The following is a 13,458-nucleotide window of genomic DNA, read 5'->3' as shown; positions in this document are numbered from 1 at the left end:
GGCGGGCGTCGCTGGCCGGCTGCGGATTCGGTGGCGGTCCCCAGACGCGAAATGCGTTCCAGACCTGTTCCATGTGGAGCAACAGATCGAACGGGTCGCAGGTGAGCACGATTGCGGCGGCCGCGTCGCGCGACATGTTGGACGGCGGCGCCATCATGCGGTCAATGAGCTGCTGGATCATGACTAATACCCTTCGTTGTCGCGTGGGCCTGGAACGACTTCGCCGATGAACGGGACGGGACGAGTGTCAATCGGTACGGCCGACGCTCCGGCCCAGCGCGGCCGCGCCGTGGATGCGATCATGCTTGCAAGACGCGCGTTCACGTCGCCATCCGTGATCGGAACGCGATGAGGTCCGATCTCCGCCAGCGGTGCGAGCCTGGTGGACATCTCCTCGATCCCGTTGGTCAGGATGCATTCGATCGCGCTCATCTGCGACAAGCGGCTCAACGCCTCGTTCAGGTGGCACATCTCCTGCTCGCGCTTCGCTTCGCGCTGCTGCAGTTCGTCGATGGTCCGCTTGAGGAGATCGATCTCCCGGTTTTGCGAGTGGCCGCCCGACTGACGTTCTGCAACCCCGATCGCGGACACGGATCCCGCCGATGGTGAAGGCTTCCTGGACATGTCGCATTCCTTTCTCTGTTCATGCCGCTTCGGCTTGGTTGGCGAACCAGCGGCGAGCGCGTTCAATCCACATCGGCGCCGTCTCCGGACATTCGGCCTCGCGCAGGCCGGCGAGTGCGACGATCCGTATTCCCTCACGTTGTCGCCACGCCGGCGACGTCCAGAGCGCTGCGCCGGCGGTGTGTTCGAGCTCGGCAAGCGCCCGCGGCGAGACGCGTTTCGGATCGAGCACGTCGGTCATCGGCCGGCCGCCGAGCCCCGGCACGGGGGCCGAGAGACACGCGTCTGCGATTCTCGGCATCGCCGCCTTCGAGCGGACGAGCAGGGGTCGCAGCGTCTCTTCGGCGAGGGAGACCGGATAATGCGCCTCCATGGCCCGCTGCAGGGCATTCCACGGGCCCTTGTCGCCGAAGCAGAGGCGCGACATTGCGCAGCCGAGGATTGTGCGAAGCCATCCGATCGGGTGCGGGTCGCCCACCGGCCATTGCAGGATCGTGTCGGCGTTGCCGACGACGTCGTAGAGCGCCGCCGTCGAGGCATAGCCGGTGTGAAGAAAGGCAAAGACGTCGGCGCCGATCTCGGAGGCCCAGGGCGTCCACATGGCCTGAAGTTTCTCATCGTCCTTCAGCGCGCGCGCTATGGCCGCGCGCACGGAGGGCATCCAGCCGGTGAGGTGAGCGACCTGATGGCCGGTCTCGTGGAAGAGCGAGGTGGGGCGATAGAGATTGTGGCGCACGATCTTGATGGCAGCGACCGGCATGATGGCCCCGGGCGCCCAGAGGCGGACGCCCGCGCGCAGGATCGATGCGCCGGTTCCCTTGTCCTGGTAGACGAGCACTCTTGGCACCGGCTTCCTTGCCAGCTCGAGCACGCCCTGCATGCTCGAGACCGCAAGCCGATCGAGCGTCGTGAGCGCCTCGCGCAGAGGTGCGCTCGTTCGCGAGTTCACGGCATCTCCGAGGAAGTCCAGCGTGGTGTCGACCTGGACGTAGCGATTGCGGAAACGCTGGACGCTGGTCGAGGCGGCCGGAATGCGTGCCGGATTCCTCTGCGCCTCGGCAACGACGCGCTGCGTCGCTTCACCGAGCGCGATGAGTTCCTCGACGACCGCGTTGATCTGCTGGCGCAGCGGCGCACCGGTGTCGCGTTCGACCGACTTCCATGCCTCGATCGAGGCAAACTCCTCGGCATCGCGGAACGTGCGCGCGGCGGCCAGCCAGTGAGCGACCTGCCGCTGCAGGTCCGAGGTGACGAGATGCTGGTCGATGTCGCGCGTCACTTGCCGCCTCGTCCAGGTGTAACGGAAATGGCGATGCTCGGCGTGCCGCGCAACGAGGCGCCGGACGGCGCCGCCGCGCCGCCGCGCAGCATCTTGCCGATCGCGTCGAGCCCCGGGACCGCGGTGAGGCGGATGCGAACGGTTACGCCGGCATCGGGATGTCCGGCCGCGCGCACGAACGCTTCCGCATTGGCCCGTGTCCATTTCGTCAATGCCGGCATCACCCAGGCGCGCAGGCGCTGGCGCAACTGCGCGGTCAGGGCGGGCGGCAGCAGCTTGCCCCTGTGGGCGGCGAAGTCCTCGAAAGCCTCACCGTCCTCACCGTCCTCGCGCAACATCCGGAGAGGAGCCTGGCCGCCGGCGGAGAGTCGCTCCATATCCTGGTAGGTCCTGGTGAGCGCCTGCAGCAGCGGGAGGCTTCCCTGGCCTTTGCGGATTGCCGCGACGATTTTCTGCGTCTCAGCCTCCGACAGATAGATGCCGACGGTGATGCGCGCCTGGCGCAGATTCACCGATGTCCAGGCACGGCTTGCGCGCAGGCGCCTGGCCGCGGCCTGTCCCGCCGGGCCCACGGGCAAAGCCGGCGGCGCGCCGGCGCCGACCGGCTCCAGAATGTAGAAGCGCTGGCCCGCGGCGATCCGCTGTCGCGAGCGCAGGTACGCGGCGGGCACCTGCACGCCGAGCTTCGGCTCGCGCAGCAGAACGCCGGCCGCCGCCGGCGTCAGCGGGTGGACGTTGGCGGTGTTGATGTAGCCGCGGCCCGCGCCTGCGGCCGGCCGGTCGATGCGTACCATGCGCTGCAGCGTGGTGCCGGGGGCGGACTGATAGATGTGCATGCGCGCGCGGATCGGAAACTTTGCGCCCGCCGCGCGCATCACCGCGCCGACCGTCGATCCGCCGAAGGTGGGCAGCGTGTCCGCAATCTGCGACGTCACCTGGATATCGGGCGTGCGGTTGTACTTGCGATAGGGCCGGAGGCTGCGCGGGCGCCGGCTCACGAAGGTCCCGCCGAGCGAGGGGGCCTGCTGCAGCGATGCGCGAACAAAGCGAGGCGGGAAATGCGTTGCAACGGCCTGGCTGAACGCTTCTGCGGTCGCGAGCTGGGTCAGCTCTTCGTCCTCGAACACGTAGTCTTCGTTCTCGGCGAACTGCCGGACCGTATCCTCGACGACGCTTGCAAGCGCGACCGGCGCCACCTCATCGCTCCGCTCGAGCTGTGCCCGATCCTCCGCCTCGAGCGAGATCAGCTTCAGGCCGGTATCCACGATGGCGTTCGACAGCGGCCCTCTGAGCTGCGGTCCCACCCATTTGCCGATCAACTGCCCGAGATAATTGGCGAGGAAGCCAACCACCTTCGGCCGGCCGACGAGGTTGATTCCGAGACGCAGCGCGCCGAGCAGCGCGGGAACGAACTGTTCGATCGCCGGCGCGAGATCTTCGTCCTCGTCGGCGTCGCGCAGCCGTTCGATCAGTGCGCCGCGCGCCTCTGCGAGCACCTCGAGTTCCCGGGTCTCGATCTCGCTCTCATCCGTCGCGCCGAACGCTTCGCCTTCGAACTCGGCTGCCACATCCCCCGCCATTGTCTCGGCGATGGCCGCGTCGAAGGATTCGGCGAGCGACTCCATGTCGGTCAGGTTCGCCGGTGAGACCTGGGCTTCGTCGATGCTCTCCTCCGAAGCCTCGGACGTGAATCGGGCGGCGAGCGCGCGTGCGTGCGGCTGCAGAGGCGCCGGCAGCCGGCCGATGGCGAAGGACAGGACGCGCCGGAGCAGAGGATTGATCAGGCCGCGCAGCCGGTTCAGAACCGGCCCGAGCAGCGAGCCCGCGACCTTGCCGACGCTTTTCGCCACGTTGGCAACGGTCTTGACGACGCCCTTGGCTTTCTTGATGAGCTTGCCGATGAACTCTTCGCCGGCCGGCGTCAGTTCTCCGGTCGACGGATCGAACCTCTCCAGCACCTCGTCGAGCTGCTGCTCCGAGAGGGAGCCGACGTCCAGGCCGGCCATGCCCGCTTCCAGCGCCTGCAGATACTGTTGCGCCTCGAAGCGCACCGGGGCCAGGTGCGCGTCGGCATAGCGTTCGCGCTCCTGCGCCGACGCCGGCGTCTCGCCGACGAACCGCTCGTCGAGGGCCTGCTCGGTTTCCTCGGCGAGAAATGCAAGCGCTTCGTCGAACGACTCGTCGCGAAGCTCGGCATAGACTTCGGCCACCAGGCGGTCGGTCTCCGACTGGCTTGCGCCGCCATCGAGCGTCGCCGCGAACGGCGTGAGATTCTCGCTCCACGGCGCGAAGCCGATCGCCGCGCCGTTGCCGGTTTCGGCGAAGGCTTCAGCGAACGGATTTTCCTGCGGGGCGAAGAGGTGGAATGTTTCTTGTTGGTTCAGCATCGCGCTACTCCGGCCTCCAGAACGTTTCCGGCGCAATTGAGCATGACCGCCGTCCGCCGCTGTGTGCGCCGCCGTTGCCTTGCCGTCTTGTTCGCGGGCGCACTGCGTGCCGCAGCCGTGGCCGGCGGCGCCGCGCCGGTGTTTCCGAGGCGTCCACGCAGCGTCGCGGCATCATCGGCAGGAGGAAGAAGGCCAGCCCTGCAGCCACCGGAAAAGTATGAAACAAAGGGGAGGGGGAGCTAATGCGCCGTGCGCGAGGCGGGACAAATGCTCGCCACGCGTTTCGCCAGCGCCTCATCCGGGGCCACGCCCAGCTCGCAGGCAAGGCGCTTTGCCAGCGAGCGATAGCACTGGACCGCCTGGTAGCGATTGCGCTGGGCGAGATAGGCATTGATCAGCGCTTCGGCCGCCGACTCGCGCAGCGGCTCGGCGGCGAGCGCGGCCATCCCGGCCTGTGCCGCCAGTGCGAGATCGCCGGACGTCGTCATCATCCGGCAGGCTGCTTCGAGCGCCTCCACCCGTAGCAGACGGAACGCTTCCTGCCCGGCGAGCAGCCACTCCTCATGCCAGCCGGGCAGAACGTCGTTCGAGAGCAACACGATGTCTTCGTAGGTCAGCGCTTCGCCCCTGAGCGCGTGGGCCGCAATGGCCTGCGCGCGCGCGAAATCGACGTCCGCCGACAGCGCCAGCTCGTCGCCCACGGCCTCGATCCAGCCGCGCGGAACGTGCCACAGCGCACGGCGGAGGTTTGCCCGGCCCGCGTCTTCGGGGAGGTCGAGCCAGAGATTGCCGGCGGCCGCGGTCCGCGAGACCGGCCGGCCCTGCAGTGCGAGGTAGGCGAGAAGCCTGCGCGCCGGGAGCGAGAGGCGAACCATCGGATAGACGCCAAGCCGCCCGAGAATGGCAACCTTGCGCTCCACGATCCTCTCTGCGATGCCCCCCGTCATGAAGAGCCTTCCTGGTCGCGAGACTATGAATGGTTCGACCGAGCTCGGGCCGGCCGGGTAAAATCTTCCGATTGAGCCGTTCGTATTCGGCCGGTCCCTTCAATTCTCGGCACTAGTCCGACAACCGGCGTCGAACTGTACGCCCGCCGCCCATCGTCGGCAACAAATCGGGTTGGAGCTCGAGACCGTGACTTAGCGACAGATTTAGTAGCGTTTTACAGTTCAACGGTGCGTGACCCGGACAGTCGCCTGGCGCAGATGCTTGATCTCCCGACCAGTTCGTACCGTAACGGTATTCTCTGCCCCGATAGTATGAACTAGTTCATTCTTGAGCCGCGTCGCGCCACGATCTCACCCTGCAAGAAACCCGCCGTCCACGGCGACAACAGTTCCGGTCGCGTATCGCGACGCCGGCATGCAGAGGAAAGCAACGGCGCCGGCAATGTCCTCGGGCTGTCCCCAGCGCTTGAACGCGGTGCGGTCGGCGATGCGCTGATAATGCGCGCGGTCGGTGCGGCCGGCGGCGTTGATCGCGGTTTCGATATAGCCGGGTGCGACGGCATTGACGCGAATGCCTTCCTCGGCCCATTTCAAGGCGAGTGCCTTGGTCAGCATCACGACGCCGCCCTTGCTGGCGCAATAGGCGGGAATTCGCGGCAGCGCCAGCGTGGCGTTCATCGAGGCGATGTTGACGATCGAGCCCCTGGTCTCCGCCAGCTGCGGGCGGAACGCCATGCAGGTCCGGAACGTGCCGGTGAGGTTGACGTCGAGCACCTTCATGAAGGTCTCGATCTCGAATTCCTTGTCGCGCGCCAGAATGCCGGCGCAATTGACCAGCGCGTCGACGCGCTTGTGCTCTCCGGCGAAGGACGTGACGGCGGCATCATCGGCGACGTCGAGCGTCGCCAGCGTGAGGCCGTCGCGCGGTCTGAGCAGGGTGCGGGCAAGATCGGCCTCGTTGGCGCCGGTTGCGGTGACCGTCGCGCCGAGATCGCAAAACTGGTTGCTGATCGCGGCGCCAATGTCGCCGGCGCCGCCGATCACGACGGCATGGAAGTCGGGTGCGAGCGAAAAATTGGAAGTCATCGAAGGTCTCACTTCAGGAATTTCGGAGGCGGGGCCGTCGACTCGCGGACCACCAGCGAGAAGTCGATCTCGCGATGCATGATGGTCTGCTCGCCGGCGAGGCTGCGCACCAGATATTCGCCGGCGCGCTGCCAGGTCTCTCCGGTCGGAACGTGGATCGTGGTCAGGCTCGGCCGCAAATGGCGGCTCCAGTCGAGGTCGTCGAAGCCGACGACCGACAGATCGCGCGGCACGGAAAACCCGTCACGCTCCGCCTCGAGCAGCACGCCATAGGCGATGACGTCGTTGCCGCACACCACGGCGGACGGCCGGTCCTTCAGGTTCAGGAGATAGCGCGCCGCCTCGCGCGCATCGTCGAGCGTATAGGGCACCTCGACATGCCATTGCGGAGGCAGCTCGATGCCGTTTTCGCTCAGCGCGCGGCGAAAGCCGGCGACGCGGGCGCTGGCGCGGTCGTTGTTGCGCTGGAGCGCCGAGACGATCCCGATGCGGCGGTGGCCGAGCTCGATGACGTGCGCGGCCGCGCGATGGGCGGCGGCTTCGTTGTCGGTGCCGACGCAGGGGTAGGGCCGATCGGGCTGGTAGATGCCGACATTGATGAACGGCACCGCATTGTCCGCAAGCAGCTTGCGCAGTCCTTCGTGGTGGCAGTCGCCGCGCAGCACGAGACCGTCGACGCCGCGGCTGATCAGGTTTCGTGCCTGTTGCAGCTCGATATCGAGGTCATAGCCGCTCGTGGTCAGGAACAGCATGTATCCAACCGAGGACAGATATTGCTGCAGCGAGGCAATGCCGCGCGCAAACATCGTGTTGTCGATCGTCGGCACGATAGCGCCGAGGGTACGCGAGCGACGCGACGAGAGGATGCGCGCCGGCGCATGCGGGATGTAGCCGAGCGCCTCGATGGCCTGTTCGATCCGCGCGCGCAGGGAAGGGCTGACCGCATCCGGATTGTTGAGGGCGCGCGATACCGAGGCCGTCGACACGCCGGCGCGCGCTGCTACGGCGCGGATGCCCTGTTTCACAGATTTGGCGTTGGTCAGTCTCATGAATGTAACGTTACATCCTGCGTGGCGAGCCGTGAAGTGGCGAAAACGAAGTAAATCTGCCGTAGATCGCAGCACGTGTCCATCGCTTGACACCGCGAATGTGAGGGCTAGATTGTAACCGTTTTCAGAACACGTTCAAAATTGGCCTGCCGACTTAAGGCAGCCAGCCGGGGAGGAGAGTTCGATGAAGGCCAGGATGCTCGCGACGCATGTCGCGTTGCCGGTTCTCGTGATTGCCGCCGTCAGTGGGCAGGCGGGTGCCGCCGATTTCGACTGGATGAAGTTCAAGGGCAAGACCGTCACCTTTCTTGCCAACAACAATCCGGTCTCGCAGGCGCTGCTGACCTACAAGGCCGACTTCGAGAAGTTGACCGGCATGACCCTGAAGGTCGACGGTTATCAGGAACAGCAGATGCGCCAGCGTCTGGTCACCGTCATGAACGCGAACAGCGACGAGGTCGACGTGTTCATGACGCTGCCCTCGCGCGAGGGCGAGCAGTTCGCCGCAGCCGGCTGGTACGCCGACCTCACGGCGATGGCCAAGGATGAAGTCGCCAAGGAGTACGACCCGGCCGGGCTGAGTCAGGCCTTGCTGAAGGCCGCGACCTTCGGCGGCAAGTTGACCAGCATGCCCATGAATCTCGAAGGGCCGATCTTCTATTACCGTACCGACATCTTCAGGAAGTGCGGCCTCGATGCACCGAAGACGATCAAGGACGTCGAAGCGGCCGCCGAAAAGATCAAGACCTGCGACAGCGCGGTGACGCCGTTCGTCTCGCGCGGTCTCAAGCCTGCGGTCGCCTACACCTTCAGCAACATGCTGCACAATATCGGCGGCACGTATATGGCCGGCGGCAAGTCCAAGCTCTGCTCGGCGAAGGGCAAGGAGGCGCTCGACACCTATAGCCGGCTGCTGCGCGATTTCGGGCCGCCCGGCGTGGTCAACTACAGCTTCCAGCAGATTTCCGCGCTCTACCGCAGCGGCCGCGCCGCGATGGCGTTCGAATCCTCGAACGAACTGCGCACGGTGATGGAAGGCGGCGCGCGCCTCAAGGACCCCGGCCTGCTGCCGTTCCCGGCGGGCGCGGCCGGCCAGGTGCCGACGACAATCGGGTGGGGCATGGCGGTGTCCTCGCACAGCAAGCAGCCGGGTGCGGCCTGGTACTTCGTGCAGTGGGCGACCAGCCCCGAGGTGCAGAAGAAAATGGCACTCCAGGGCATTGCGCCGCCGCGTCCGTCCGTCGCGAACGATCCTGAATATCGCAAGTGGATCGAGGAGGAACCGGTGCGCAAGGAGTGGCAGGCTGCGCTCGACGTGCTCGCCACCAAGGGCTCGTCCGAAGTCGGCTATCCCATCGTCGCCAATCCGCAATCGCGCGAGTTCATCGGGCAGGCGGTGCAGGATCTGATCCTGAAGCAGAAGACCGTCGATCAGGCTTGCGCGGATGCCGACAAGGCGCTGGATGCGCTGATCGCGCTGAACTAACCGCCCGGTGCCGGCTGGCTCGCTGCCCGCCGGCACCCAACTCGATCGAGGATACGAACGCATGTCTGACACGGCTGCGACACTCACGCAGGACCGGCAGAAGCTGGAGATGGCGGCGCTTTCGGCGCCGGCCGTGATCTTCACGGTCGCGATGATCGCGTTTCCGGTCGTCTATACGATCTGGCTCGGTTTCCAGAATTTCTCCTCGACCGGCAAGCAGTCGTTTGCGGGCCTTGCCAACTATTCGAAGCTGGTGTCCGACTACGAGTTCTGGCACGGGCTATGGGTCACGATCGCGCTCTATGTGCTGTCTCTCGTGCTGCAACTCGTCTTCGGCGTCTGGCTGGCGCTGGTGCTGTTCCATGCCAAGCGGCTGCCGGGCATCGTGCGCTCGTTGTTCATCTCGCCCTTCATGATGCCGCCGGTGGTGGCGGGCATGATGTGGCTCGTGATCCTCGATCCGTCGCTCGGCGCCGCCAACTACATCCTGCAATCGTTCGGCCTGCCGCCGTCGGACTGGCTGGCCTCGCCGTCCCTGGTCATTCCGACCGTGGCGCTGATCGACAGCTGGCAGTGGACGCCTTACGTTGCCTTGATCGTGCTGGGCGGCCTCCAGTCTCTTCCGCCAAGCGTCTATGAGGCCGCGCAGATCGATGGTGCGTCCCCGTTCAGGACCTTCCGGCGCATCACGCTGCCGCTGCTGCTGCCGACCATCGTCACTGCCGCAATCCTGCGCAGCGTCGATCTCCTGCGCTTCTTCGACATCATCTACATCACCACCCAGGGCGGTCCCGGCAACGCCTCGAACACGCTCAACATCTACGGCTTCCGCGTCGGCTTCGAGTTCTTCAACATCGGCTATGCCAGCGCCCTCATGCTGACGCTGACGGCGATCGTGTTCGGCGCCGTGCTCGCCTTCAACCGCCTGCGCGGCGCAGTGGCGTGGTGAAGTCATGACCGATGCCGCCACCACCGATCGCTGGATACGCTGGCTCAACACCGCGCAGCTTGTGCTCGCCGGCGTGCTCATCATGGCGCCGACGGTCTGGATGGTGCTGTCCTCGTTCAAGCCGTCTTTCGAAGTCACCGCCTATCCGCCGACGCTGATCTTCTCGCCGACGCTCGACAACTACGTCGAACTGACCAGGACCACGCCGTTCCTGAGCTACGCGCTCAACAGCCTCATCGTCACGGTCGGCTCGACCGCGCTCGGGCTGATGTTCGGGATTCCTGCGGCCTTCGCCGTCTCCTGGACGCGCATTTCCTGGCCGGCCATCCTGACGCTCGCCGCGCGCATGGCGCCCGGCACGCTGTTCCTGCTGCCGTGGTACGTCATGTTCCGGCAGGTCGGCATGATCGGCTCCTACACCGCGCTGATCCTCAGCCACGCCGTGATCACGCTGCCGATCGTGATCTGGGTCCTGCTGCCGTCCTTCGACGGCATCCCGCGCAGCGTGTTCGAGGCGGCGCAGGTCGATGGCTGCAGCGTCACGCGCATTCTCTGGCGCATTGCGCTGCCGCTGGTGGCATCAGGCGTTGCCGTCTCGGCGATCCTCGCTTTCGTCTTCTCGTGGAACTACTTCCTGTTTGCGCTGGTGCTCTCCAATGGCGACACCAAGACGCTGATCGCAGCGGCCTTCAACTTCATCGGCGAAGGCTCGACGCAATGGGGCGCTCTCATGGCTGCGGCGACGCTGATCGCATTGCCGCCGCTGGTGCTGGCAGCTCTCGTGCAGCGCTGGCTGGTGTCCGGACTGACGCTCGGTGCGGTGAAAGGTTAGCTATCTGATGAATTCGTCACCCCGTCCCAATTCGATCATGCAGGCTGCGGTCTTCCACGGCAACGACCGCATCACCATCGAGCGCGTGGCGATGCCGGACGTCGGCACCGGCGAGGTGCTGGTGCGCGTCTCGCGCACCGCGTTGTGCGGCTCGGACTTCAAGCTCTGGCACAAGGGCGCCGAGTTCACCGCCGGCCATGAGATTTTTGGCGTCGTCGAGCAGCCCGGTCACCGCCTCCATGGTCGCCGTTGTGCCGTCTACATACCGTTGCACTGCGACCACTGCGCGGCCTGCAAGCGCGGCGACACTCAGATGTGCCTCGAAGTCTCCAGCCTGATCGGCTGGAACAGGCCGGGCGGTTATGCCGAATATGTGCTGGTGCCGGAAAACTGCCTGCTTCCGGTGCCCGACGACATCGAGGACAGCCTCGCGCCGCTGCTGCTCGACACTATCGGCACATCGGGCCACGCGGTACGCTTCGTCGGCCGCGTGATGCCACCGAGCGAGGCCGGACCGGTGCTCGTGATGGGGGCAGGGCCGGTCGGCCTCGGCGTCGTGCTGGCTCTCCGCGCCCTCGGCTACGATGACATCTGCGTCGCCGATCCCAACGCCGCGCGGCTCGGAATCGCGCAATCCTTCGGCGCGAAGGCGTATCCCGTAGGCGATACTTCGAAGCGCTTTGCCTTGATCATGGAATGCTCGGGCGCGCACGCGGCGCGCAACCTCGGCATCGAGCTGGTCCTGCCGCGCGGCGCGCTGGTGTTGGTCGGCGAAAATGCCGCGCCCTGGACCATCGAGGAAGGCAAAGTGTTCCGCCGCAAGGATTTCTACATGATCCGAACCTTCTACTTCCCGGTCTCGGATTTCGAGCCGAATGTCGAGCTGCTGCGCAAGTACAAGGACGAATACCGCGTTCTCGTTGACGGCGAGTTCGGTCTCTCGGCGCTGCCCGAGAATTTCGCCCGTTTCGCCAAGGGCGAGCTGATCAAGCCCGTGCTGGCGCTGGACTGAGCGATCATGGCCTCGATCTCGATCCGCAATCTCGTCAAGCGCTATGGCAATTTCACCGTGATCCCCGATCTCAACCTGGAGATCGCGGACCATGAGTTCGTCGTTTTCGTCGGCCCGTCCGGCTGCGGCAAGTCGACCTTGCTGCGCATCATCGCAGGTCTTGAGCCGATCTCGTCCGGAGACCTCTACATCGGGGACAAGCGCGTCAACGGGGTGCAGGCCGCGCAACGCGACATCGCCATGGTGTTCCAGGACTACGCCCTCTATCCGCACATGAAGGTATACGACAACATGTCGTTTGCGCTGGAGCTGCGGGGCCTGGCGAAGGCCGAAATCGACGCGCGCGTGAGACGCGCCGCGGCGCTTCTGCACATCGAGCCCTATCTCGACCGCAAGCCGAAGGAGCTCTCCGGGGGCCAGCGCCAGCGCGTCGCGATGGGCCGGGCCATCGTGCGCAATCCCAAGGCGTTCCTGTTCGACGAGCCGCTGTCCAATCTCGACGCAAAACTGCGCGGGCAGGTGCGCGCCGAGATCAAGGCGCTGTCGCAGGAGCTCAAGACCACCATGGTCTTCGTAACCCATGACCAGATCGAGGCCATGACCATGGCCGACCGCATCGTGGTGCTCCAGAGCGGCACGATCCAGCAATACGACACGCCTGAGACGGTCTACGAGCGGCCTGCCAACCAGTTCGTCGCCGGCTTCATCGGCTCGCCCGCGATGAATTTCTTCCCGGTCGAATGGCGTGACGAGCGTGCGATTCTCTCGCAAGGTGGCGCGGCGGTGCCGCTCGACGGTGAGACCGCGGGACGTCTGCGCCAGGCGGGCAATGCCGTGCTCGGCATTCGCCCGGAGCATTTTGCCGTCGCGGCCGATGCCGTCGATGGTCTTGCCATCGACATCAGGCTGGTCGAACCGCTCGGCTCGGATACGCTGATCCATTTCGATCTCGCCGGTGCCTCCGCCATAGCGCGGGTCGATCCGTCGCTGCGGCCGAAGGTCGGCGAGCGCATCAATCTGCGTCCGCAGCCCGGCAAGACGCATTTGTTCGATGCCGGCAACGGGCAGGTTTTGCGATGAGTGCATCGGCGAACATCGGCGATCTCTCGGCGCTGGACGACGTCGTGTCCGGGGCCGCTCCCGTGCACGTGATCTGCCTCGGACTGGCAGCGCTCGACCAGGTCTGGCGCGTCGAGCGTCTGTTCGCGGGCCGCAGCGAGAAGATAAAGGGGACCGGCTACGGCACGCTTGGTGGCGGCATGGCCGCCAATGCGAGTGTCGCGGTCGCAAGGCTCGGCGCGTCCGTCGCGTTCTGGGGGCGGGCAGGGAACGATGCCGCCGGCCATGAGATGAGGTCGGCATTCGTTTCCGAAGGCGTCGATGTCGAGAATTTCCGGCTATTTTCCGATGGCCGTTCGTCCGTCTCCGGTATCATCGTCGACGGCTCCGGCGAGCGGCAGATCGTGAACTTCCGCGGCCTTTATCCGGAAGCCGCAGACTGGCTTCCGCTCGAATCCGTTGCTCGGGCATCCTCGGTGCTGGCCGATCCGCGCTGGGTCGAGGGTGCCGCGACGCTGTTCCGGGAGGCGCGGGCGCGCGGCATTGCGACAGTGCTCGACGGCGACATGGCGGATGCCGAGGTGTTCGAGCGTCTGCTGCCGCTGACGGACCACGCCATCTTCTCCGAGCCCGCACTGGCGTCCTTTGCCGGGTCAGCCGATGACAAATCTCTCGCAGCGCTCGCGCGCTTCGGTTGCCGGGTGATCGCGGTCACGCGCGGCGAAGGCGGCGTGAGCTGGTACGAGAA

12 protein-coding genes and 1 pseudogene are annotated in these 13,458 nt (G+C 65.9%); 6 read left to right on the top strand and 7 right to left on the bottom strand.

What is annotated here, in order from left to right:
- The 7 genes and pseudogenes from IC50_RS32615 to IC50_RS32585 form a co-directional block, all read right to left on the bottom strand.
- Positions 1–181: pseudogene (locus IC50_RS32615) on the bottom strand (hypothetical protein); the annotation flags it as partial.
- A gap of 2 nt (positions 182–183) precedes the next feature.
- Positions 184–690 carry a hypothetical protein gene (locus IC50_RS32610; protein WP_157461166.1) on the bottom strand — a complete coding sequence of 169 codons (507 nt, stop codon included), beginning with the start codon at positions 688–690 and terminating at the stop codon, positions 184–186.
- Positions 644–1,903 (bottom strand): hypothetical protein, encoded by a 1,260-nt coding sequence (locus IC50_RS32605; RefSeq protein ID WP_050991166.1) that lies wholly within the window; start codon positions 1,901–1,903, stop codon positions 644–646. Before IC50_RS32605 ends, IC50_RS32610 begins: the two co-directional genes overlap by 47 nt.
- Positions 1,900–4,113 (bottom strand): hypothetical protein, encoded by a 2,214-nt coding sequence (locus IC50_RS32600; protein WP_157461164.1) that lies wholly within the window; start codon positions 4,111–4,113, stop codon positions 1,900–1,902. Before IC50_RS32600 ends, IC50_RS32605 begins: the two co-directional genes overlap by 4 nt.
- Before the next feature lie 416 nt (positions 4,114–4,529).
- Entirely contained in the window at positions 4,530–5,237 is a 708-nt protein-coding gene (locus IC50_RS32595) for an AfsR/SARP family transcriptional regulator (protein WP_081492569.1), read from the bottom strand.
- A gap of 351 nt (positions 5,238–5,588) precedes the next feature.
- Positions 5,589–6,323, bottom strand: coding sequence for an SDR family NAD(P)-dependent oxidoreductase (locus tag IC50_RS32590; RefSeq protein ID WP_035715136.1), 735 nt, complete (start codon positions 6,321–6,323; stop codon positions 5,589–5,591).
- Between the two features lie 8 nt (positions 6,324–6,331).
- The gene (locus IC50_RS32585; protein WP_035715134.1) at positions 6,332–7,372 is read right to left on the bottom strand and encodes a LacI family DNA-binding transcriptional regulator; all 1,041 of its coding nucleotides are present in this window, start codon (positions 7,370–7,372) and stop codon (positions 6,332–6,334) included.
- A 184-nt stretch (positions 7,373–7,556) separates the two neighbouring features.
- Here IC50_RS32585 and IC50_RS32580 point away from each other — a divergent pair, with 184 nt between their 5' ends.
- The 6 genes from IC50_RS32580 to IC50_RS32555 all read left to right on the top strand — a co-directional run.
- A complete protein-coding gene (locus tag IC50_RS32580) occupies positions 7,557–8,858 on the top strand; it encodes an ABC transporter substrate-binding protein (RefSeq protein WP_035715131.1) in 1,302 nt (433 codons plus the stop codon).
- A gap of 61 nt (positions 8,859–8,919) precedes the next feature.
- Positions 8,920–9,807 carry a carbohydrate ABC transporter permease gene (locus IC50_RS32575; protein WP_035715128.1) on the top strand — a complete coding sequence of 296 codons (888 nt, stop codon included), beginning with the start codon at positions 8,920–8,922 and terminating at the stop codon, positions 9,805–9,807.
- A gap of 4 nt (positions 9,808–9,811) precedes the next feature.
- Positions 9,812–10,639, top strand: a complete 828-nt coding sequence (locus IC50_RS32570) for a carbohydrate ABC transporter permease (protein WP_035715125.1) — start codon at positions 9,812–9,814, stop codon at positions 10,637–10,639.
- A 7-nt stretch (positions 10,640–10,646) separates the two neighbouring features.
- A complete protein-coding gene (locus IC50_RS32565; RefSeq protein ID WP_035715122.1) occupies positions 10,647–11,651 on the top strand; it encodes a zinc-dependent alcohol dehydrogenase family protein in 1,005 nt (334 codons plus the stop codon).
- 6 nt (positions 11,652–11,657) lie between these two features.
- Positions 11,658–12,731: an ABC transporter ATP-binding protein gene (locus IC50_RS32560; protein ID WP_035715119.1), complete on the top strand. Its 1,074-nt coding sequence runs from the start codon at positions 11,658–11,660 to the stop codon at positions 12,729–12,731.
- The coding region (locus IC50_RS32555) for a PfkB family carbohydrate kinase (RefSeq protein ID WP_035715116.1) at positions 12,728–13,458 on the top strand (731 nt) is incomplete at its 3' end. The genes IC50_RS32560 and IC50_RS32555, both read left to right, overlap by 4 nt.

It is taken from the genome of Bradyrhizobium genomosp. I (2014) (assembly GCF_000261685.1).
In the GTDB taxonomy this organism is placed as follows: domain Bacteria; phylum Pseudomonadota; class Alphaproteobacteria; order Rhizobiales; family Xanthobacteraceae; genus Bradyrhizobium.
This window is presented reverse-complemented; position numbering and strand designations above follow the sequence as displayed.